At 27.1% G+C, this 20,907-nt stretch carries 22 protein-coding genes and 1 tRNA gene; 16 read left to right on the forward strand and 7 right to left on the reverse strand.

Annotation, left to right across the window (positions count from 1 at the left end):
- Positions 1 to 50: 50 nt before the first annotated feature.
- The 3 genes from ACFOWD_RS05615 to ACFOWD_RS05625 form a co-directional block, all read right to left on the reverse strand.
- Positions 51 to 284, reverse strand: coding sequence for a hypothetical protein (locus ACFOWD_RS05615; RefSeq protein WP_298991679.1), 234 nt, complete (start codon positions 282 to 284; stop codon positions 51 to 53).
- 2 nt (positions 285 to 286) lie between these two features.
- Positions 287 to 892 (reverse strand): thiamine diphosphokinase, encoded by a 606-nt coding sequence (locus ACFOWD_RS05620; RefSeq protein ID WP_377408816.1) that lies wholly within the window; start codon positions 890 to 892, stop codon positions 287 to 289.
- Positions 893 to 972: 80 nt separating this feature from the next.
- Positions 973 to 1,311 (reverse strand): MotA/TolQ/ExbB proton channel family protein, encoded by a 339-nt coding sequence (locus ACFOWD_RS05625; RefSeq protein WP_377408818.1) that lies wholly within the window; start codon positions 1,309 to 1,311, stop codon positions 973 to 975.
- Between the two features lie 205 nt (positions 1,312 to 1,516).
- Between ACFOWD_RS05625 and ACFOWD_RS05630 the strand changes: the two genes are divergently transcribed.
- The 7 genes from ACFOWD_RS05630 to ACFOWD_RS05660 are packed head-to-tail and all read left to right on the forward strand — an operon-like array spanning position 1,517 to position 7,561.
- Complete coding sequence (locus tag ACFOWD_RS05630) at positions 1,517 to 2,560, forward strand: sensor histidine kinase (RefSeq protein ID WP_377408820.1); 1,044 nt, start codon at positions 1,517 to 1,519, stop codon at positions 2,558 to 2,560.
- 1 nt (position 2,561) lies between these two features.
- Complete coding sequence (locus ACFOWD_RS05635; RefSeq protein WP_377408822.1) at positions 2,562 to 3,248, forward strand: LytR/AlgR family response regulator transcription factor; 687 nt, start codon at positions 2,562 to 2,564, stop codon at positions 3,246 to 3,248.
- A 36-nt stretch (positions 3,249 to 3,284) separates the two neighbouring features.
- Entirely contained in the window at positions 3,285 to 4,364 is a 1,080-nt protein-coding gene (locus tag ACFOWD_RS05640; protein WP_377408824.1) for a diphosphomevalonate/mevalonate 3,5-bisphosphate decarboxylase family protein, read from the forward strand.
- 2 nt (positions 4,365 to 4,366) lie between these two features.
- A complete protein-coding gene (locus tag ACFOWD_RS05645) occupies positions 4,367 to 4,789 on the forward strand; it encodes a toxin-antitoxin system YwqK family antitoxin (protein ID WP_298991691.1) in 423 nt (140 codons plus the stop codon).
- Positions 4,790 to 4,838: 49 nt separating this feature from the next.
- Positions 4,839 to 5,765 (forward strand): mevalonate kinase family protein, encoded by a 927-nt coding sequence (locus ACFOWD_RS05650; RefSeq protein WP_377408826.1) that lies wholly within the window; start codon positions 4,839 to 4,841, stop codon positions 5,763 to 5,765.
- A gap of 15 nt (positions 5,766 to 5,780) precedes the next feature.
- The gene (locus tag ACFOWD_RS05655; RefSeq protein ID WP_377408828.1) at positions 5,781 to 6,698 is read left to right on the forward strand and encodes a geranylgeranylglycerol-phosphate geranylgeranyltransferase; all 918 of its coding nucleotides are present in this window, start codon (positions 5,781 to 5,783) and stop codon (positions 6,696 to 6,698) included.
- 38 nt (positions 6,699 to 6,736) lie between these two features.
- Complete coding sequence (locus ACFOWD_RS05660) at positions 6,737 to 7,561, forward strand: pseudouridine synthase (protein WP_298991698.1); 825 nt, start codon at positions 6,737 to 6,739, stop codon at positions 7,559 to 7,561.
- A 31-nt stretch (positions 7,562 to 7,592) separates the two neighbouring features.
- On the opposite strand, the gene ACFOWD_RS05665 is transcribed toward ACFOWD_RS05660, so the two are convergent.
- From ACFOWD_RS05665 to ACFOWD_RS05675, 3 genes are all read right to left on the reverse strand, one after another.
- Positions 7,593 to 8,663 (reverse strand): phosphotransferase, encoded by a 1,071-nt coding sequence (locus tag ACFOWD_RS05665; protein WP_377408830.1) that lies wholly within the window; start codon positions 8,661 to 8,663, stop codon positions 7,593 to 7,595.
- 3 nt (positions 8,664 to 8,666) lie between these two features.
- Entirely contained in the window at positions 8,667 to 9,572 is a 906-nt protein-coding gene (locus ACFOWD_RS05670; protein ID WP_377408832.1) for a nucleotidyltransferase family protein, read from the reverse strand.
- A 157-nt stretch (positions 9,573 to 9,729) separates the two neighbouring features.
- Positions 9,730 to 9,805 (reverse strand) — tRNA-Phe (locus ACFOWD_RS05675).
- A gap of 99 nt (positions 9,806 to 9,904) precedes the next feature.
- On the opposite strand from ACFOWD_RS05675, the gene ACFOWD_RS05680 reads away from it, so the two are divergent.
- The 7 genes from ACFOWD_RS05680 (at position 9,905) to ACFOWD_RS05710 (ending at position 17,532) form a co-directional block, all read left to right on the forward strand.
- On the forward strand, positions 9,905 to 10,633 hold the full coding sequence (locus tag ACFOWD_RS05680; protein ID WP_377408834.1) for a type III pantothenate kinase: 729 nt from the start codon (positions 9,905 to 9,907) through the stop codon (positions 10,631 to 10,633).
- Positions 10,630 to 11,919, forward strand: a complete 1,290-nt coding sequence (locus ACFOWD_RS05685) for a hypothetical protein (protein WP_377408836.1) — start codon at positions 10,630 to 10,632, stop codon at positions 11,917 to 11,919. Before ACFOWD_RS05680 ends, ACFOWD_RS05685 begins: the two co-directional genes overlap by 4 nt.
- A gap of 14 nt (positions 11,920 to 11,933) precedes the next feature.
- Positions 11,934 to 13,271 carry a tetratricopeptide repeat protein gene (locus tag ACFOWD_RS05690; RefSeq protein ID WP_377408838.1) on the forward strand — a complete coding sequence of 446 codons (1,338 nt, stop codon included), beginning with the start codon at positions 11,934 to 11,936 and terminating at the stop codon, positions 13,269 to 13,271.
- Positions 13,271 to 13,834 (forward strand): LPS export ABC transporter periplasmic protein LptC, encoded by a 564-nt coding sequence (lptC, locus tag ACFOWD_RS05695; protein ID WP_377408840.1) that lies wholly within the window; start codon positions 13,271 to 13,273, stop codon positions 13,832 to 13,834. The genes ACFOWD_RS05690 and lptC overlap by 1 nt, the downstream gene beginning before the upstream one ends.
- A gap of 1 nt (position 13,835) precedes the next feature.
- A complete protein-coding gene (locus ACFOWD_RS05700; protein ID WP_298991733.1) occupies positions 13,836 to 14,039 on the forward strand; it encodes a hypothetical protein in 204 nt (67 codons plus the stop codon).
- A gap of 14 nt (positions 14,040 to 14,053) precedes the next feature.
- Entirely contained in the window at positions 14,054 to 15,319 is a 1,266-nt protein-coding gene (locus ACFOWD_RS05705; protein ID WP_377408842.1) for a hemolysin family protein, read from the forward strand.
- A 122-nt stretch (positions 15,320 to 15,441) separates the two neighbouring features.
- Positions 15,442 to 17,532, forward strand: a complete 2,091-nt coding sequence (locus ACFOWD_RS05710) for a peptidylprolyl isomerase (RefSeq protein ID WP_377408844.1) — start codon at positions 15,442 to 15,444, stop codon at positions 17,530 to 17,532.
- Positions 17,533 to 17,606: 74 nt separating this feature from the next.
- Here ACFOWD_RS05710 and rho read toward each other — a convergent pair whose 3' ends face one another.
- Positions 17,607 to 19,253, reverse strand: a complete 1,647-nt coding sequence (gene rho, locus ACFOWD_RS05715; RefSeq protein WP_377408846.1) for a transcription termination factor Rho — start codon at positions 19,251 to 19,253, stop codon at positions 17,607 to 17,609.
- A gap of 190 nt (positions 19,254 to 19,443) precedes the next feature.
- Between rho and ACFOWD_RS05720 the strand changes: the two genes are divergently transcribed.
- Together ACFOWD_RS05720 and ACFOWD_RS05725 are read left to right on the forward strand one after the other, a co-directional pair.
- On the forward strand, positions 19,444 to 19,875 hold the full coding sequence (locus ACFOWD_RS05720) for a DUF4293 domain-containing protein (RefSeq protein WP_298991742.1): 432 nt from the start codon (positions 19,444 to 19,446) through the stop codon (positions 19,873 to 19,875).
- Between the two features lie 275 nt (positions 19,876 to 20,150).
- Positions 20,151 to 20,819 (forward strand): response regulator transcription factor, encoded by a 669-nt coding sequence (locus ACFOWD_RS05725; protein WP_298991744.1) that lies wholly within the window; start codon positions 20,151 to 20,153, stop codon positions 20,817 to 20,819.
- Positions 20,820 to 20,907: the final 88 nt, after the last annotated feature.

A 20,907-nucleotide genomic window follows, 5' to 3' on the forward strand; every position in this document is an offset into this window, starting at 1 on the left:
TTAAAGTAAAATAGTTTTATTTTTTTATTTAATAAATATTGAACTATTTATTAAGCTATTTCACCTCTTTGTGGCTTTAGGGCATCTCTAAATATTTTCATGTCTTTTTCTTCAACTGTAATAAAAGCAGCCACTAACATTGGGTTCTTTTCTTGTATATCAATTTGATGATAGTTTAAGTTTTCTAAAGTTGCGAATTCTTTTAAATGCACAGTATGATGTTTTGCAGTTTCTAAAGCGTCTGGACCTCTAAAATCCCACAATAATTTTATTTTTCTACTCATTTTTAGTTATTTATAAAAACAAACATATTTCCTTTTTTGAAATTTATTTTCACTTTTTTGTCTATGGCTAAATTTCTAGTTCCAATTCTTTTACCAAATTTTAGAGTTTCTTTTTTTAAAGAGTATTTAAGTCCAAAGGTTTCTACTTTTGATGCTTTTGGAAAAGGAATTAATGAAATAATCTTGCCTTTACAATTGCTTAAAACTATTTTTTTTTTGGCTAAAAAATAAGTACCATTATTATCAAAAAAAGTAAGGGATAATTTTTTTTTCCAACGAATTGCTGTGTCTAAATTTCCTAAAAAATGATCCTGTTCTTGTCCACTTGCTCCATAGACATCAATTTTTGTAAATCCTTTATCAAATAATATTTGTAATATTTTATCAAAATCTGTAAAGTCTTGATTTGTAGTCTTAATTACTTCTATTTCTTTAGGAATAGCTTCAAGAGAATCTAAATCACCACTAACAAAATCAGGAACAATTTTATATTTTTCTAAATATTGATAAGCACCATCTGTAGCACAAATTAAATCATAAACAGAGAAATTAGGAACTTCTTTTGGCTTTTCACCATTAAGTAATAAGAAAACTTTTTTGTTTTTCATCACTTACAAAAATACAAACAAAAAAGCATCAGTTCTAAAATTTAGAAAAGATGCTTTTACAAATTAACATGAAATATTTATTACTGTTTTTTCCAAGTAAGAATTATGGAAAATAATTTTCCAATTAAAAAAATAACCATTCCAAAAGTTGGTGATAATAAACCTACTTTTAAACCTCCTGCTAATATTTGAGGAGCAATATCTCCTTGCATTGCTGATAATGATTCTAATGCACTAACAAGGCCAATGACAAAACCCAATACTCCAAAAACAAAAGAGAATAGACTAAGAGAATTAATTAAATAGCTGTTTTTTTCTGTATTGTCCTTTAAACCCTTTGCAAATAAAACTGCAATAACAATAAGTAAGATTAATAAAGGAACCATAAATATTGGTCCACCTTCCATAATAAAATTCATAATATCATTTTTTAAAATTATATAGCAAATGTATTTGGTAAACTTAGTTAAAAATTTAAAATGCGATGAATTACCAATTAAATACTGTTTTTTACAAATTTGACTAATAATCGAGAAACAGACTAAAATTGGTAGAAAAGGACATTAATTGTAGAATTCATCTATTTTTATGCAAACAAAAATGTAAAAACTGTTACTTTGTAAAATGAAGAAAAAAGCAATTAATGCATTAAAAAAATCACCTTTACATTTTTTGTTTTGGTTAATTGTTTGGTTTTTTTTCTTCTCTTTTTTTAGTGTTGGTACTCAAAATATAGATTTTATTTTTTGGTTTTCTACTTTATTAAGTCTCATAACTATTGTTTCAACATACCAGTTTATTTATCAATTAATTCCTAATTATTTAATTCATAAAAAATATAAACTCTTTGCACTATATACATTCTATTCTTTAGTTTTTATAGTTTGTGCAGTTTTAGTAACTGTGGTTTTTGGGTTTGTTTTTTTCTATAATTTAGAATTTAAAAATATGCCAGCATTAACAAAAAATTCTGGTGTTATTTTAATTTGTGTTCTGTTAATTATAGCATTAGCAAGTAGCTTTAAAATTTTAAAATATAATTATCAATCATTAGAGGAGAAAAAAACTTTAGAAAATAAATTTTTACAAACACAATTGCAGTTAAAAGAACAAGAATTGAAGTTTCTTAAAATGCAAATTCATCCACATTTTTTATTTAACACATTAAATACCTTGTATGGTTTTGCTTTAAAAAAAGCAGATGAAACTCCAGAAATGATATTAAAACTATCAGATCTATTAGACTATATTTTATATCAAGTAGATAAACCTAACGTTTTTTTAGTAGATGAAATTAAACACATTAAAAATTATATAGCTCTAGAAAAAAGTAGATTTCAAGAAAGTCTACAAGTAGACTTTTCTGTAAATTTAGAAGATATTGAAATTCAAATTCCGCCAATGTTATTATTGCCATTTGTAGAAAATGCATTTAAACATGGTGCACAAATTGATAATATTTTAAAAATAAAAATTAACTTAGAAGTAAAAGATAGGTATCTTGTTTTTGAGGTAAATAATTACGTAAATAAAAGTAATAAATCTAGATCAGGAATAGGTTTAGATAATATAAAGAAAAGATTAAACATGCTTTATGGTCTAAAAAGCAGTTTAATAATTAAAGAAACTGAAAAATCTTTTACCACTTATTTAAAAGTACCTTTATAAAATGAAGCATAAATTAAAATGTGTTATTGTAGATGATGAGCCAATAGCTCTAGAAATCTTGACTTCATATATTGATAAAACAAGTCAATTAGAACTTATTAAAAGTTGTAAAAATGCATCAGAAGCACTTGTTTTTATGCAAGAAAATACTGCAGATTTATATTTTTTAGATATAAATATGCCAGAAATAACTGGTCTTAGTTTGGCAAAAATCATAGATAAAAAAGCTAAAGTAATTTTTACTACTGCATATAGAGAATATGCTGTAGATGGTTTTAATTTACAAGCTGTAGATTATTTGTTAAAACCTATTTCCTATGATCGATTTTTGCAAGCTATTCAAAAAATAATACCTTCAAAAACTGCTGAAAATAAGGTTGATTTTATGTTTGTTAGATCAGAAAGAAAAATGGTTAAAATAAATTTTGATACTATTTTATATATCGAAAGTTTAAGTGACTATGTTAAAATAATTACACCTCAAAAGACAATAGTTACAAGAGAAAATATAAGTAGTTTAGAAGAAAAACTGGCTCATGATAATTTTATTAGAATTCATAGATCTTATATTGTATCTATTAATAAAATGACTTCTTACACAAACGAATTTATAGAGATTGAAAACAAAGCATTACCTATAAGCAGGAGTTATAAAGAATCCGTTTTGCAAAAATTAGCAGAAGTCTAGGGTAAACTTTATCTTTGTTTCAAAATTTTTTACATCTTGAACACAGATCAATTTTTAGTAAAATCAGCAGTTAATTATATAAACTCATCAAGTTATACTTGGCAAACACCAAGTAATATTGCATTGGTAAAATATTGGGGTAAAAGTAATCCTCAAATCCCAAAAAATGCCTCAATTAGTTTCACCTTAAATAACTGTCATACAATTACTACAATTGATTTTACAAAAAAAGAAAAATCACAAAGTGTAGATTTTGATTTATTTTTTGAAGGCAAGCAAAAAGATGAATTTAAACCAAAAATTGCTGAATTTTTTAATAGAATACAAGAGTATTGTCCTTACATATTTCATTATAAAATGACAATTAATTCAGAAAATTCTTTTCCTCATTCAAGTGGAATTGCTTCGTCTGCAAGCGGTTTAAGTGCAATTGCTATGTGTTTAATGAGTCTTGAGCAAGAATTAGTTGCTGGCTTAACATCAGAATATATAGCAAAAAAAGCCTCATTTTTAGCAAGATTAGGTTCTGGATCTGCAAGTAGAAGTATAGAGGGGCCATTAGTTGTATGGGGTAAACACCCAGAAATAGATGGAAGTTCAGATTTATTTGGAGTAAAATTTTCAGAAAAAGTACATCCTATTTTTTCTAATTATCAAGATGTTATTTTATTAGTAGATAAAGGTGAAAAGCAAGTTTCTAGTACAGTAGGTCACAATTTAATGCATAACCATCCTTTTGCTGAAAATAGGTTTCAACAAGCCAATGAGAATTTGACAAAAATGTCTAAAATTCTTCAAAATGGCGATATCAAAAGTTTTATAAATTTAGTGGAAAGTGAGGCACTTACCTTACATGCAATGATGCTAACTAGTAATCCTTATTTCATTTTAATGAAACCAAATACATTAGAAATTATAAATAAAATATGGCAATTTAGAGAAACAACTAATAGTAATATTTGTTTTACTTTAGATGCAGGTGCTAATGTACATGTATTGTTTCCTGAAAACGAAAAAAATGATGTATTGAATTTTATAGAAAACGAGCTATCTAAATTCTGTCAAAAAAATCATTATATTTGTGATTATACAGGTCTAGGAGCCCAAAAAATCTAAGTTTGAATTTACTTCTTAAACATAAAATAAACTACAAGTTATCTTTATTTCTTGTTTTAATTTTTTTAGTTTTTACTGGTTTTAAAACTCAAGAAACCATTTGGTTAGACAAAGATTTAAATAGAACTTCTCAAAATAAAGCAACTTACTACAGGGTTGGAGAAAATCTAAAAGGTAAGGTTACTTATTTTTACAAAAACAGAACAGTTTACAGAGCAGTTTCCTATAAAGAAGGTAAATTACAAGGTAAATTTTTAGAATACTATAGTACAGGAGAACTTAGAGAAGTTGGTTTTTATAAAAATGGTTTACGAGAAGGTAATTGGAAAACATTCTATAAAACTGGTAAGATAAAAGAAAAAGGTAAATACGATAAAGGTGAAAAAGTTGGGGTTTGGAAAACGTTTTATAAAAATGTTTATTAATTTCTTAACTTTAGAATTCGTATTTTTGTATTGTTAATTAAAAAGAAAAATGAAAGGTCCACTGTTTTACGCTAAAATTCTTCTATTTGGAGAATATGGAATTATAAAAGATTCTAAAGGTTTAGCAATACCATTTAACGCTTATAGAGGTGCTTTAAAGACTTCTGTAAACTTAACAGGACAAGCAAAAAAATCTAATGAAAGCCTATTTAGATTTTATACTTATTTATCTAACCTAAAAACAGACCTAGTTTCTTTTAATTTAGAAGATTTTAAAAAAGATTTAGAAAAAGGGATGTATTTTGATTCTTCTATTCCACAAGGTTATGGAGTTGGAAGTTCAGGAGCATTAGTTGCATCTATTTACGATAATTACGCTTTTGATAAAATCACAATTCTAGAAAATTTAACCAGAGATAAATTACTTAAGCTAAAAGAAATATTCTCTGTAATGGAATCTTTTTTTCATGGTAAAAGTTCAGGTTTAGACCCATTAAATTCTTACTTAAGTTTACCTATACTAATCAATTCTAAAGAAAATATAGAACCAGCAGGTATTCCTTCTCAAAAAGAAGGCAAAGGAGCTGTTTTCTTATTAGATTCAGAACAAGTAGGAGAAACAGAACCTATGGTAAACATCTTTATGAATAAGATGAAAAACGAAGGTTTTAGAAAAATGATAAGCGATGAATTTGCATTACACACTGATGCATGTATAGATGATTTTTTAAGTGGTAATGTTACATCTCTTTTTAGTAATGTAAAAAAGTTATCTAAAGTTGTTTTAAAGAACTTTAAACCAATGATACCTGATGCATTTCATAAAGTTTGGGCAAATGGTTTAAAATCTAATGACTACTATTTAAAACTTTGTGGTTCTGGTGGTGGAGGTTACATTTTAGGTTTTACTGAAGATTTTGAAAAAGCTAAAAAAAGCCTACAAGACTATAAATTAGAATTAGTTTATAGGTTCTAGAAACAATACTTCACAATGAGTTCTTCAAAAAAGAAGACTTTTCTAAAAAAAATTGTAAGCTTACTTTCTGTAGTAAGAGGTTACAATGTTTTAGTATTAGTTATTGCTCAGTATTTAGCGTCTATCTTTATTTTTTCTCCAGAAAAATCATTAAGAGTTGTCTTATTTGATATTCATCTACATTTTTTAATACTTTCAACTATTTGTGTAGTGTCTGCAGGATATATTATCAATAATTTTTACGATATAAAAGTTGATAAAATTAATAGACCTATTAAAACAGGTATAGATAATTATATAAGACAAGAAACTAGACTTACATTGTATTTTGTATTAAATTTTATAGGATGTCTATTTGGTTTATTAGTTTCTTTTAGAGCGGCTGTTTTTTTTGCTGTGTATATTTTTGCTATATGGATATATTCACATAAACTAAAAAAATATCCATTTATTGGTTTACTTTCTGCAACCATAATTACTATTCTTCCTTTTTTTGTAGTTTTTATTCATTTTAAAAATTTTTCAAAAATCATTTTTGTACATGCAATATTTTTGTTTTTAGTATTAATGGTAAGAGAATTAATTAAAGATTTAGAAAATTTAAAAGGAGCAATTGCAAATAACTACAATACATTTTCTGTTGCTTATGGAGAAAAGTATACTAAAAATGTTTGTTTAGTTTTATTAGTGTTTACTATTGTACCTGTAATATTCTTATTTAATTACCCTGGCATAGATGATATGCGATATTACTTTTATTTTGCAGGATTAATGCTTGTTTTTGTTGCATTTTATTTAATGAAGTCTAATTCAGTTAAAGAGTATAGAAGATTGCATAATCTTTTAAAAATACTATTATTGTTGGGTGTTTTTTCGTTGGTGTTTTTAGATACTTCTTTATTATTAGAAAAAGTAATAGGCTCATTAAATTAGTCAACAATTTAAGTACCTTTGCATAAAATTTATAAATAATGAATGCAAATAAAAACTCGTCGCGAAGACGACAAGAAGGTAAAGGCAGTAAACCTCAAAATAGAAAAAACTTCAAAAAAAAACCGAGTGCACCTCAAAATAAAAATACTTCAGAAGGTGTTAGATTAAATAAATATATAGCTAATTCTGGTATTTGCTCAAGAAGAGAGGCAGACACTTATATAGAACATGGTAGTGTAGAAGTAAATGGTAAATTGGTTACAGAAATGGGCTATAAAGTTCAAGCTACAGATGTTGTGAAATTTGATGGAACAACCATTTCACCAGAACAAAAAAGATATATTCTTTTAAATAAACCTAAAAATTACATTACTACTATGGATGATGATAGAGGTAGAAAAACAGTAATGGAATTAATAGCAAATGCATCTAAAGAACGTATCTATCCTGTTGGAAGATTAGATAGAAATACAACAGGATTATTATTGTTTACTAATGATGGCGATTTAGCAAAAAAATTAACTCATCCAAAACATAACGTTCGTAAATTATATCATGCATCTTTAGATAGAAAATTAGATTTAAAAGATTTACAGAAATTAAGAGGAGAAGTAATTATTGAGGGAAGAAAAGTGTTTATTGATGCTGTTTCTTATATAGATAATGAACCAAAGACAGAAATTGGCATCGAAATTCATTCAGGTAGAAATAGAATTGTTCGTAAGATTTTTGAGCATGTAGGTTATAAGGTAATTAAATTAGACAGAGTAATTTTTGCTGAACTAACTAAGAAAAATTTACCTAGAGGTAGATGGAGAACTTTAACAGACTTAGAAATTAATAACTTAAAAGCTATGAAATAAGTTTTTTATCATAAAAAAATAGAGTCTAATATTAGACTCTATTTTTTTTTAACTTTTCATTTAAACTATTTAATAATTTAAATTGATTTTTGGCTCTATCTAAATTATGCTCTAAATATTCTGTTTTATAGTAAACATCATTATTTAGGTAATCTGTTAAAAATCGAAGACCTATTATAAAAATCATAGTTTTTGCAGCAAGAGGCAATTTTTCTAATTCAATAGGGGTTAATGAATCTTTTGTTTTTTCTATAAACCCTTTTTTGTAGGCTTTATAATACGCTAAGTTAAATTCGACTTTAGATAAATCTTTCTCGTCTTCTGCAGCAGTATTACAAATTGTTCTAATGGCATCTCCAAAATCGTAATGTATAATACCTGGCATTACAGTATCTGTATCTATCATACAAATCCCTTTATTTTCTTTATTAAAAAGTGAGTTAGAGATTTTTGTATCATTATGAGTTACTCTAACTGGAATTTTTCCAGATTCTTTTAAATTTTGAAGAATATGCATTTCTTCTTTTAATTGAGAAATCATATTTACATACTTATTGGCTTTTTTTAGTCTATCTGAAGTAGCTGATTTTAAAGATGATTCATATTGTTGATAGCGAAATGACATATCATGAAAGTTCGGAAGTACATTAACTAATAAGTTGCTATCAAAATCTGAAGTTAATTTTAAAAAATCACCAAGTAATTTACCAGCTTCATATGCAATTTCTTCATCTTTAACAATTTCAAAAGTTTTACTATTTTCTATAAAAATCATAGCGTTCCAAAAGTTACCCTTTTCATTAATGTAGTAATTGTTAGATTTTTTTGCTTTTACAAAACTTAATACTTTTTGGTTAAGTTCTTCTCCATAAATTGATGAATATTTATTTTTTAAATGATTGCTTACAAGCACTTTGTTATTGATTAAGCCAGATACATTTTTAAAGATATTATGGTTTATTCTTTGAATTATATAATTTGTAACACCATCTGTTTTTACAAAAAAAGTATCGTTTATATGGCCTGAATGTATTTCTGAATGACTTACATAATTATGAAGATGTTCAAATTGTTCAAATATGTTTTGTATTTTATTTATCATTATTTAATTCCATAAATTTATTGGATAAACTCCAGCTTCTTTTAATTTTTTTATTTCTTTCTCAACGTTTTCTTTATCATCATTATAAGTAACTCCAAACCATTTTGCTTTTGATTTTAAGACTTTAACTGAGGCTTTTTTAGAAGCTAATAAAGAGTTTACAATAAAAGGTAAATAAAATTCGGCTTTTAAATTTTCTTTATTTTTTTCTAAAAAATCTAAAAAAAGCTTTTCTCCATATTCAAAATAATTTGTGGTAAACCCCCAAATATTCATAGAAACAGTAGTTTCTTTATCAATTGAAACCATTTTACCTTTTTCGTCTTCAAACTTTAAATATCCATCAATTGTTTCTATTCTAGTTCTTTCTATAACATTTGTTAAGTAACCTTCTTTATTAACAAAGCACTCACCTCTAGATACATAACCATTTTCTGAAATGGTATTTTTTAAAGCATAACCAATCATACAAAACTCAAAACTATTTTCTTTTGTTTTGATTAATTGTTTAGCAATATCATTAAAAGCATCTCTACCATAAAAATCATCTGCATTTATGATTGCAAAATTTTCGTTTACAACATTTTTTGTCATTAATACAGCATGACCTGTTCCCCATGGTTTTTCTCTTTTCGAGTTTTTGTATTTTTCAGGTACATTATTTACTTCTTGAAAAACATATTCAACTTCTGCTTTATTTTTTAGTTTATTGTCAATTGTTGCTCTAAAGTCTTTTTCAATTGATTTTCTAATTACAAATACAAATTTTTGAAAACCAGCTTGAAGGGCATCATATATAGAGAAATCGATAATAGTATCACCTTGTGAAGTAAAGGTGTCCATTTGCTTTAAACCTCCATATCTACTACCCATTCCTGCAGCTAAAACAACTAAAGTTAATTTTTTCATTAGAATAATTTATATAAACTATGTAAATATATAAATCTAAAAATAGTAGATATTAAAATAAAACTTATTTAATTTAAATTCAGAAAATCTTTAAGGTTTTAAAAGGTTTAGTAAGTTGTAAACAAAAAAAACCCAAACAATTAAGTTTGGGTTTTTATGGTGGTGCCTCCAGGAATCGAACCAGGGACACAAGGATTTTCAGTCCTTTGCTCTACCAACTGAGCTAAGGCACCATCGCATTAGCGGATGCAAATATAAAATGTTTTTTCACATCTACTAAATAAAAATTAAAAAAATGTATTGTATTTTTGATTTTTATCAGAATTAGAAACATGAACCTGATTATAGATATTGGCAATTCTAGAATTAAAATTGCTCTTTTTGAGAAAGATATGCTTTCTGAAATCTTTTTAGAAACAGATAAAACTGTTTTAAAAAAAATTAAAAAACTTTTTAAGTTACATCTAATTTCATCCTCAATTATTTCTACTGTAAAAGATGTTTCAAATGAAATCACGAATTATTTGCAAGAAAACTCAATTTTTATTTTAGTAAACCATAAGTTTAGTTTTCCTTTTAAAAATCTATATAAAACTCCAAAAACTGTTGGTGTAGATAGATTAGTACTTTCATCAGCTGCTGTTATGTTATTTCCAAAAACAAATGTTTTAATAATAGATGCAGGTACTTGTATTACTTATGACTTTGTTTCTAAAGATTCAGAATATTTTGGAGGAGCCATTTCACCAGGACTTAAAATTAGATACAAATCTTTAAACGATTATACATCTAAATTACCTTTATTAGATGTAAAACAGCCAAAATCATTCATTGGTAATACTACAGAAGAAAGTATTCATTCAGGAGTTGTTAATGGTACTTTGCAAGAAATCGATGGTGTAATTAATCAATATAAAAACAAATTTTCTCATTTAACAATAGTTTTAACAGGTGGAGACGCAAAATTCTTGTCAAAACAATTAAAAAGTAGCATATTTGCCAATCAAAATTTTCTCCTAGAAGGATTAAATAAATTATTGATTTTTAACGATAACAAATGATTAGAAATATTCTAGTTGCTCTTTTTTTGTCTATGTCATGTTTTATGGTTGGGCAAAGAACAAGTTCTTCTCCATACTCTTACTTTGGAATTGGTGATGAATTTAGTAGTAGAACAGTAGAGCAAAATGCAATGGGAGGTATAGGAGTTGCGTTTAGCCACTACAAATATTTAAACTTTACAAACCCAGCAGCTTATGCTAACTTAAGATATACAACTTATAGTTTGGGTGCATTAAATAACGATTTAAAGGTTAAATCTAGTACGTCTACACAATCTTCAACTTCTACAAGTTTATCATATGTAGCTTTTGGTTTTCCTATTGGTCAAAAAGCAGGTTTTGCAGTTGGGTTACAACCAATATCTACTGTTGGTTATTCTTTAACGAACTCTCTAGAAGATGCATCTGGTACCTTAACCCAAATTACTTTATTTGAAGGTAATGGAGGTGTAAATAGAATTTATGGTGCTTTTGGTATTCAAGCTTTTAGAGGACTTTCTTTAGGTTTAGAAGCTGATTTTAGTTTTGGTAATGTAGAAAACAGCGTTTTAACTCAAAGAAGAGGTGTAGCATTAGCTACTAGGTATAATGAAAATACTAATGTAAGAGGGGGTTCAGTAAAATTGGGTGCTTTATATGAAAAAGTTTTAAAAAATAATTTAAAAGTTTCTGCTGGGGCTTCATTAAAGTTAGCAAATGACTTAAGAGTTTCAGGAGACGATTATTTTTATTCTTTAGCAATTACTGCATCAGGTTCTGAAAGTCCTAGAGATACGCTATCTTCATCGAGAATTAATGGTAGATTTAATTTACCACTACAATCTACTCTTGGTGTTGGATTAGGTAAAATAGATAAATGGTATGTTGGGTTGGAATACGAAATGCAAGATGCTTTAACAACTTCTGGAATATTAGCAAATACAACTGGTGCTTATAGATATGATAATTCTAATAGAATTTCTTTAGGTGGTTATTATTTACCTAAAATAAATTCAATATCAAGCTATTGGGATAGAATAACTTATAGAGCTGGTGTTAGATTTGAGAAAACAGGTTTATCAATAGATGGTTCTGGTACAAATACAAATTTCACAGCAATAAACGACTTTGGCATATCTTTTGGTTTAGGTTTTCCATTGAAACGATTATCTACTGTAAACCTTGGATTTGAGTTTGGAAAAAGAGGTACAACAGAGAATAATTTGATAGAAGAAAATTATTTTAATCTTAGATTAAGTTTATCTTTGACAGACATTAATTGGTTCAAAAAAAGGAAAATAGATTAATAAAAATTATTAAAATGAAGAAAATTACGTTTTTATTAGCAGTTTTTATGCTTTTAGCAACTGCAAAAACAAATGGGCAAGAAAATCAAGAATGTATTATAAAATATAATCTTTTTAAAGGAGACTATTTATCAAAAAAATACAATGAGTCTTTTGACAACTGGATGTATTTAATGGATAATTGTAAAGACTTATCTGTAAACATTTACAAGTATGGATCTACTCTTGCAGAAGATGTTAAAAAAAGTCCTGCTTTAGCTAAAAGAGTTTATGAGCAAAGATTACAGTATTTTCCTGATAAAGATCCTGCAAAAGTACATAGTGATTATGCTACATATTTAATTAAAAATAAATTAGCTTCTGATGATGAAATATTTGAGCTTTTAGAAAAAGCGTATAAAATATCTCCTCAAGACATGGGTGCTAAAAATATCTATAGATACTTTCAAGGGGTTACAGATAAATATAAAGATGTAAACCCACAAAAGGTTTTTGATACATATGATGATGTATTAGAATCTGTTGGAGAAAAGTTAGATGATTATACTAAGAAAATTAATGACTTAACTAAAGACTCTACAAAGACTTTAAGTAACAAAGAAAAAAGATATTTAAGAATATATACTGTAAACTCTAAAGCTTTAGGACAAATTGAAGGTGGTTTAGACGCAATGATTTCTGAAATCGCAACTTGTGAAAGATTAATTCCTATTTATACTAGAGATTTCGAAACTTTTAAGAATGATGCAGTTTGGTTAAGAAGAGCAGTTTCTAGAATGTTTAATAAAGGTTGTCAAGAAGATCCTTTATTTGAAAAATTAGCTAAGGCATATGCAGAGGCTACACCTTCTCCAGATTCTTATTCTTTCTATGCAGGTATCTTAGAAAAAAATGGAGATTCTAAAGGAGCTGCAGATATGAGAGAAAAAGCTTTTCAATTAGAAACAGACCCATTAAAGAAAGCAAAATACAAATTACAGTTTGCAGAAGCAGCTTTAAAAAGAGGTCAATTAAGTAAAGCTAGAAGTTTAGCAAGAGAATCTTTATCTTTTAACCCTAATTATGGTAAAGCATATTTATTAATTGGTAGAGCTTACCAAACTAGTGTTAATAATTGTGGAGATGATGAGTTTGAGAAAAGAATGGTTTATGCTGCAGCTTTAAGACAAGCACAAAAAGCTTATTCTGTAGACCCAAGTGTATCTACTGTTGCACCTAAGTACATAAGAAACTATAGAGCTAATTTACCAAGTAAAAAAGTAATTTTTACAGCAGGTAAATCAGAAGGTCAAAGTCATACAATAAAATGTTGGATTGGAGAGACTGTAAAAATTCAGTCTAGTGGAAAATAATGAAATTTAATTTCAATATAAAAAGTAAAAGCATTTCTGTAATTTTAATTTCAGGAATGCTTTTTTCTTGTGTTAATAATTCAAAAAAAGTTAGAGATTTTTTAGTCGATAAAAATCTACCAGTAGGTAAAGCAAAAGATGTATATCATGTTTATAAAGATTCTGGTAAAATAACTTCAAAATTAATTACACCTTTAATGTTAGATTTTTCTAACAGAAAAGAACATCCTTACAGTAAGTTTCCTGAAGGGATAAAAATTGTTAACTTCGAAAATCAAATAGATTCTGTAACAATAATTGGTGATTTTGCATTAAATTATCCTAAAACATCTATTTCAGAAATTAGGGGTAATGTTGTTGTGTTAAATCATACAGACAATTCAAGATTAGAAACTGAACAGCTTTTTTGGGATGAAAAAAATAATTATTTTATATCTGAAAAAGCATTTAAATTAATTAAAGTTAATGATACAATTTATGGAGTAGGCTTTGAGTCTAAAGATGATTTAACTAAACATTTGGCAAAAAAAACTACTGGTAAATTAGAAACAACAGAAGATTAAAATGATGAACAAACTTTGGAAATTTTTTCAGTACGGATATTTAATGGTGGCTTTTATTTGTGTTGTAGAAGGTATTGTTAGATGGAACTCAGATAGAGAAAGAGCTTACTTTTTTCTAGGTTTTGCTATCTTTATTACTATTGTGTTTTTCTTTAAAAGACATTTTAGAAAAAAGGTTCAGCAAAGAAATAATCAAAAAAAGTAGTATTTTAGTTCTCAATGGAGGTAGAACTTATTATAATTCTTGTATCTATATTATTATCCGCTTTTTTTTCGGGTATGGAAATTGCTTTTGTTTCTGCAAACAAAATGCATATAGAATTAGAGAAAAAAAGAGAGGGCTTTATACCTATTATTCTTACAAAAATAACTCAAAAATCTTCTAAGTTTATTACCACAATGTTAGTGGGTAATAATATATCTCTTGTAATTTATAGTTATTACATGGGGCAATTTATATTAAGATTTTTGCCAGTTAACAATTTAAATGAATTAACTGTTTTATTAATTCAAACAATAATTTCTACACTAATTATATTAGTAACTGCAGAATTTTTACCAAAAGCCATTTTTAGAATTTATTCTAATGAGGTTTTAAAAATATTTGCTTTACCTGTGTATTTTTTCTACAATCTTTTTCACCTTTTTTCAGAATTTATAACTGCTATTTCAGACTTCTTTTTAAAAGTATTTTTTAAGACAGACGCAGAAGAGCAACAAACAGAATTTAGCAAAGAAGAGTTAGGTTATTATATAAATGAGCAATTAGAGACTGGTAATGATGATGATGAATTAGATTCTGAAATACAAATATTTCAGAATGCACTAATATTTCAAAATGTAAAAGCAAGAGAAATAATGGTGCCTAGAACAGAAATTGTTGCATTAGAAATTCATGAAAGTGTTACAAAACTTAAAAAACTATTTATAGATACTGGATTGTCAAAAATACTAGTTTATAAAAATTCTTTAGATGATGTAGTAGGTTATGTTAATGCTTTCGAATTGTTTAAAAAACCGAAAACAGTAAAATCTATTTTACTTCCTTTAGAAATTGTTCCAGAATCTATGATGATTAACGACATTTTAAATACGTTAATGAAAAAACGTAAAAGTGTTGCTGTTGTTGTAGATGAATATGGAGGTACATCTGGTATGATCACTGTAGAAGATATTGTTGAAGAACTATTTGGAGAAATAGAAGATGAACATGACAGTCAAGTTTTTTTAGAAGAAAGAATTAGTGAAAAAGAATTTAATTTTTCTGCAAGATTAGAAATAGACTATTTAAATGAAGAATATAATTTAAATATTCCAAAATCTGAAGCTTATGAAACTTTAGGAGGTTTTATTATAGAACATACAGAAAATATTCCTGAAGAAAATGAAGTTATAGAAATAGAAACTTATAAGTTTAAAATTAAAAAAATAAGTGGTGCAAAAATTGATGAAATATCATTAATTCTTATTGATCCAGAAGATTAATTTTTATTTGTAAAAACTACTTCAAAAACAAATAAAATCAGACAAATAATTCCTAATTAATACATTGGATTTTTCAATCCAAAAATCGTATATTCGCCCACTGAAATAAAATAAAATGAAGTATGGCAGTTTTATCTAAAATTAGAGAACGTTCAATGTTCTTAATTATAATAATTGGTTTAGCACTTTTTGCATTTGTATTAGACCCATCTACACTTGGAGATTTCTTTAACTCAAGCAAAATAAATGAAGTTGGTGAAGTTAATGGTGAGTCTATTTCTAGACAAGAATTTGTTAACGAATTAGAAAGTTACAAACAACAAACAGGAGGTAGAGTTTCTGAAATGCAAGCTGCAAAAACAGTTTGGGATAACTTAATCCGTAAAAAAATATATGCAAATCAATTAGAAGAGGCAGGTATTACTATTGGAGAAGCTGATGTTTGGAATGAAGTTACAAGTGCACAATTTGTTCAAAATAATCCACAATATCAAAATGAGTTAGGAATGTTTGATGAAAATAAATTCAAACAATTTTTAGCAAATGAAAAAGAAAACCAAACACAACTTTGGTCTCAGTGGTCTAATTATATGGGTCAGATTAAAGATAATGCTGAAAGAAATACGTATAATAATCTAGTAACTGCTGGTTTAGGAGCTTCTCTAAAAGAAGGAGAAACACAATACTTTATAGACAACACAAAAATTAATGCACAATTTGTATATGTACCTTATACAACTATTGCAGATAGTTTAGTTAAAATATCTAAATCAGAAGTAGAAGCTTATATAAGTCAAAGAAAAGATCAGTTTCAAGTTGAAGAAACAAGAGATATATCTTATGTAAAGTTTGATATCAATCCTACTGCTGATGATGAAAAAATTATTAAAGACGATGTTGCTGCTTTAATTCCTGAATTAAAATCAGCTGAAAATCCAGCTGTATTTATTGCTGAAAATGGTTCAGATACCAATGTAAATTCGAATTTTCAATATAAAAATTTCATCAATCAAGAAGTTGCTGATAAAATTTATGATGCAAATAAAGGAGATGTAGTTGGTCCATACAAAGACAAAGAGTTCTTCAAAATTTCAAAAGTTACAGAAGTAGCACAAATGCCAGACTCTGTTAGAGCTAGTCATATTTTAATTCCTCATGTTGGAGCACAAAGAGTTGCACCTGAAGTTACAAGAACTGAAGAAGATGCTAAAAAATTAGCAGATAGTTTACTAACAGTAATAAAAAGAAATAGAAACAAATTTTCTGATTTAGCTAAAGAATTTTCTTCAGATAGAGGTTCTGCTGAAAAAGGTGGAGATTTAGATTGGTTTAACTACAATAGAATGACTCCTGAATTTAGAGACTTTTCTTTTACTAATAAAAAAGGAGCAATGGATGTTGTTAAAACACCTTTTGGGTACCATATTATTAGAGTAGACGATCAAAAGAATACTCAGAAAGTAGTAAAATTAGCTACTTTTAGTAGAAAGATTGTTCCATCAGAAGATACAGAAAATACTGTTTTTAGAAATGCAGAGCAATTTGCTTTAGAAGTTTCTAAAGGAGATGACTTCTTTGCTGTAGCAACAGAAAATAAATTAAGTCCTAGACCAGCTGTAGGCTTAAAAGTTTTAGATGAAAATGTACCAGGTTTAGGAAACGAAAGACAAATTGTAAGTTGGGCTTTTAGTAAAGAATCTTCAATAGGTGACTTTAAAAGATTTGATTTAGAAGGTAGTCATGTTGTAGCATATATTACTGCAAAAACTGAAAAAGGATTAATGCCAGTAGCTAAAGCTATTAATAGAGTAAGACCAATTTTAATGAATGAGAAAAAAGCAGAAATGCTTAAAGATAAGTTAGAAGGTAGTACTATAGAAGATATTGCAAAAACTAACAATACAAGTATTAGAACAGCTTCAAATGTAACTTTAAAGAGCCCTACAATTTCAGGAGTAGGGGTTGAGCCTAAAATAGTAGGAGCAATGTACAATGCTGAGTTAAATAAAGTATATACTGCTTTAGAAGGTAATAAAGGAGTATTTAGTTTTAAAGTAACTAATAGAGTTTTACCTACAGCTTTACCTAATTACGATAGTAATAGAAAAAGAATCTCAGAAGCTAGAAAGCGTTTAACTTATAAAATGTTTGAGGCTTTAAAAGAAGCTACAGATATAGAAGATAATAGATCTATAATGTATAGTTCTAATTAAGGATTTAAAATTAACAATAAAAAAAACCATCAAATACTATTTGATGGTTTTTTTTATATATATTATAATGAATTTTATCCATTCATAGAAATTAAAAACTCGTCATTATTTTTAGAGAATTTAATTCTTTCATTAATAAATTCCATTGCTTCTATTGGGTTCATATCAGCTAGATATTTACGTAACACCCACATTCTTTGCACTGTTTTATCATCTAATAATAAATCATCACGTCTTGTAGAAGATTTAATTAAATCAATTGCAGGATAGATTCTTCTATTAGCTATATTACGTTCTAATTGTAGCTCCATGTTTCCAGTTCCTTTAAATTCTTCAAAGATAACTTCATCCATTTTAGAGCCAGTTTCTGTTAATGCTGTTGCAATAATGGTTAAAGAACCACCACCTTCAATATTTCTAGCAGCTCCAAAGAAACGTTTAGGTTTGTGTAAAGCATTTGCATCTATACCACCAGAAAGTATTTTACCTGATGCTGGAGCAACTGTGTTGTATGCTCTAGCTAAACGTGTAATAGAATCTAATAAGATAACAACATCATGTCCACACTCAACTAATCTTTTAGCTTTTTCTAATACTATATTAGCTACTTTAACGTGTTTGTCTGCAGGTTCATCAAAAGTTGAAGCTACAACTTCTCCACGAACACTTCTTTGCATGTCTGTAACCTCTTCAGGTCTTTCATCTATTAATAAAACAATTTGATATACTTCTGGATGATTTGCAGCAATTGCATTAGCTACATCTTTTAGCAACATAGTTTTACCAGTCTTAGGCTGAGCAACAATCATACCTCTTTGCCCTTTTCCAATAGGTGAAAATAAGTCTATGATTCTTGTTGATAAAGAACTACCTTTTTCTGCTAAATTGAACTTTTGTTGAGGAAAAAGTGGTGTTAAGTGTTCAAAAGAAACACGATCTCTAACCACATTAGGGTTAAGTCCGTTTATTTTAGAAACTCTAATTAAAGGAAAATATTTTTCACCTTCTTTAGGAGGCCTAACATTACCTTTTACAGTATCTCCTGTTTTTAAACCAAATAATTTAATTTGTGATTGAGAAACATAAATATCATCTGGAGATGAAAGATAGTTGTAATCAGAAGATCTTAAAAAACCATAACCATCAGGCATCATTTCTAAAACACCCTCACTTTCTATAATACCATCAAACTCAAAATCTGGATCTCTATATCTGTTGCCAGATTTGTTCCTATTATTTTTAGAGTTGTTGTGGTTATTATCTTTTCCTCTATTATTCTTATTATTCTGTTGATTGTTATTCCTTTGCTGATTTTTATGATGATTAGGTTTCTGATTTTTATCAGTACTCTTATCATCAGTATTTTCAGTATCCTTTTTTTCAGGAGACTTCTTAGAAATAGGTTTTTCTTTAGCTTTTACTTTTGAATCAACATTCGAATCAACTTTTGAATCATTTTTTGGTTCAATTTTAGATTCTGTTTTAGGTTTATATTCATCTTGCTTATTTTCTACTTTTTTAACCACTCTTTTTCTTTTTGGTTTTTCAGTAGGTTTATCATTTTCAGACGAATTGGTTTTTGGGTTTGCTGCCTGCGTATCTAAAATTTGATACACCAAATCTAATTTTTTTAATTGGCTAGTTTTTTTTAAACCAATAGATTTTGCAATAACTTGAAGTTCAGCAAGAGTTTTTGCTTTTAGTTCTGAGATTTCGAACATTTATAATATTGTATTAATTAATATAATCTTTTGTAAAGATATTTTTTGAAACTGTTTTGAAATTTTGGTATATATATAGTACTATATAAACCAGTTGTGAGGTTCTTAAAGCAAATATAATCTTTTTTTTTTACAATAAGGTTTTCTCATTAAAAAAGAAGTGTTTATTTTTGACCATTAAAAAAATAAAATGATTCAAAGAATACAAACAGTTTACCTATTATTAACTTCTGTAATAAGTGGAGTTTTAATTTTTGTTTTTAATCTTTGGGAGACTATAAAACAAGAAATATTTGTTGTAGATTTGTTTTCTAGAGAAGCAATTACTTTAAAAGTAATTCCTTTTATGTTCTTTGCGTCTGCGTTGTTAGCTTTAATAGCTATTTTTTTATTTAAAAATAGAAAGCTGCAATTTGTTTTTGGACGTATTATAATTTTGATAAACCTTTTTTTATTAGGATTATTGATTTATTTGTCTCTAAATTTATCTGGAGAAGCTTCGGTTTCAGAGAAGGGTATTGGGATGTTCTTACCGGTTTTAGCTATTTTGTTTATTGTTTTGGCAAATAAAGCTATTAAAAAGGATGAAGATCTTGTAAAATCTGTAGACAGATTGAGGTAATTTTAACAAATAGTATATTTAGTGCGTAAAACCGAGATTATTCTCGGTTTTTTGCTTTTCTAGAATATTTTTAAAGAAAAAAAATATTTCTACTTTTAAAAAATCTATTAAATACGGTTTTTTAAAAAATAGTTAATATATTGATAAACAATTATTTGTGATTTTCTATCTCCCTGTTTTCAGGGAGTGCAATCCCTGAAAACAGGGATGTAAAAATTTCACTGTAAATAGGGATTGTGAGAACTAATTTCCTAACTTAAATTTGTAGTATACCAATGAGTAAAAAGATTTACGTTCACGTAGCTGATGATCATAAGATAGTAATCGAAGGAATCATAGCTGTAATAAATACCGACGATGATATTGAAGTTGTTGATTATTCTTTAACAGGAACTCAAGTAACTAAATGGTTTGATAATAGAAAAAACAAAGCAGATGTTTTAGTTTTAGATATTAATATTCCTGAATTAGATGGTTTTGAAGTTGTAAAGCATCTAAGAAAAAAGGTTAACAAACCTAAAATTATTATAGTTTCTAGTTATAATGATATTCGAATAGTAGAAGAGATGTTAAAACTCGGATGCTCTGGTTATATCACAAAGAATAACGCTGGTGCTCATATCATTAATGCAATAAAGGCAGTAGTTCAAGGAGAACAATACTTTAGTAGTGATGTACAAAAAGATATGTTACAGAAGTATGTTAACAAAAAAGAAGTGCCTCATGGAGATGCCCCTGAGTCATTTTTAATGGAAACTTTAACAGATAGAGAAATTGAAGTTTTAAGATTAATAACCCAAGAACACAATACACCAGAAATTGCAGATAAATTAAATGTAAGTGTTAGTACAATTGAAACACATAGAAAAAGTTTATTAAAAAAATTAAAAGTAAAAAATGCAGTAGGCTTAGCAATGTATGCTATAAAATATAAAATAATATAATCCCCCAATATTATTTTATTAAAAAAACATTTTGGTCGGAATTTTAACTGTTTTACATGGTTAATCCCTAAAAATTTCGACTATATAA

It is taken from the genome of Polaribacter marinivivus (assembly GCF_042651285.1).
In the GTDB taxonomy this organism is placed as follows: Bacteria; Bacteroidota; Bacteroidia; order Flavobacteriales; family Flavobacteriaceae; genus Polaribacter; species Polaribacter marinivivus.

Excerpts from the sequence above, each read along its gene's own strand:
- ACFOWD_RS05680 (WP_377408834.1), top strand. The coding sequence starts at position 9,905 with ATGAACCTGATTATAGATATTGGCAATTCTAGAATTAAAATTGCTCTT.
- ACFOWD_RS05660 (WP_298991698.1), top strand. The coding sequence starts at position 6,737 with ATGAATGCAAATAAAAACTCGTCGCGAAGACGACAAGAAGGTAAAGGC.
- ACFOWD_RS05665 (WP_377408830.1), bottom strand. The coding sequence starts at position 8,663 with ATGATAAATAAAATACAAAACATATTTGAACAATTTGAACATCTTCAT.
- ACFOWD_RS05725 (WP_298991744.1), top strand. The coding sequence starts at position 20,151 with ATGAGTAAAAAGATTTACGTTCACGTAGCTGATGATCATAAGATAGTA.
- ACFOWD_RS05630 (WP_377408820.1), top strand. The coding sequence starts at position 1,517 with ATGAAGAAAAAAGCAATTAATGCATTAAAAAAATCACCTTTACATTTT.
- ACFOWD_RS05720 (WP_298991742.1), top strand. The coding sequence starts at position 19,444 with ATGATTCAAAGAATACAAACAGTTTACCTATTATTAACTTCTGTAATA.
- ACFOWD_RS05705 (WP_377408842.1), top strand. The coding sequence starts at position 14,054 with ATGGAGGTAGAACTTATTATAATTCTTGTATCTATATTATTATCCGCT.
- ACFOWD_RS05635 (WP_377408822.1), top strand. The coding sequence starts at position 2,562 with ATGAAGCATAAATTAAAATGTGTTATTGTAGATGATGAGCCAATAGCT.
- ACFOWD_RS05690 (WP_377408838.1), top strand. The coding sequence starts at position 11,934 with ATGAAGAAAATTACGTTTTTATTAGCAGTTTTTATGCTTTTAGCAACT.
- ACFOWD_RS05670 (WP_377408832.1), bottom strand. The coding sequence starts at position 9,572 with ATGAAAAAATTAACTTTAGTTGTTTTAGCTGCAGGAATGGGTAGTAGA.
- ACFOWD_RS05700 (WP_298991733.1), top strand. The coding sequence starts at position 13,836 with ATGATGAACAAACTTTGGAAATTTTTTCAGTACGGATATTTAATGGTG.
- ACFOWD_RS05615 (WP_298991679.1), bottom strand. The coding sequence starts at position 284 with ATGAGTAGAAAAATAAAATTATTGTGGGATTTTAGAGGTCCAGACGCT.
- ACFOWD_RS05625 (WP_377408818.1), bottom strand. The coding sequence starts at position 1,311 with ATGAATTTTATTATGGAAGGTGGACCAATATTTATGGTTCCTTTATTA.
- lptC (WP_377408840.1), top strand. The coding sequence starts at position 13,271 with ATGAAATTTAATTTCAATATAAAAAGTAAAAGCATTTCTGTAATTTTA.
- ACFOWD_RS05655 (WP_377408828.1), top strand. The coding sequence starts at position 5,781 with ATGAGTTCTTCAAAAAAGAAGACTTTTCTAAAAAAAATTGTAAGCTTA.
- ACFOWD_RS05620 (WP_377408816.1), bottom strand. The coding sequence starts at position 892 with ATGAAAAACAAAAAAGTTTTCTTATTACTTAATGGTGAAAAGCCAAAA.
- ACFOWD_RS05685 (WP_377408836.1), top strand. The coding sequence starts at position 10,630 with ATGATTAGAAATATTCTAGTTGCTCTTTTTTTGTCTATGTCATGTTTT.
- rho (WP_377408846.1), bottom strand. The coding sequence starts at position 19,253 with ATGTTCGAAATCTCAGAACTAAAAGCAAAAACTCTTGCTGAACTTCAA.
- ACFOWD_RS05650 (WP_377408826.1), top strand. The coding sequence starts at position 4,839 with ATGAAAGGTCCACTGTTTTACGCTAAAATTCTTCTATTTGGAGAATAT.
- ACFOWD_RS05710 (WP_377408844.1), top strand. The coding sequence starts at position 15,442 with ATGGCAGTTTTATCTAAAATTAGAGAACGTTCAATGTTCTTAATTATA.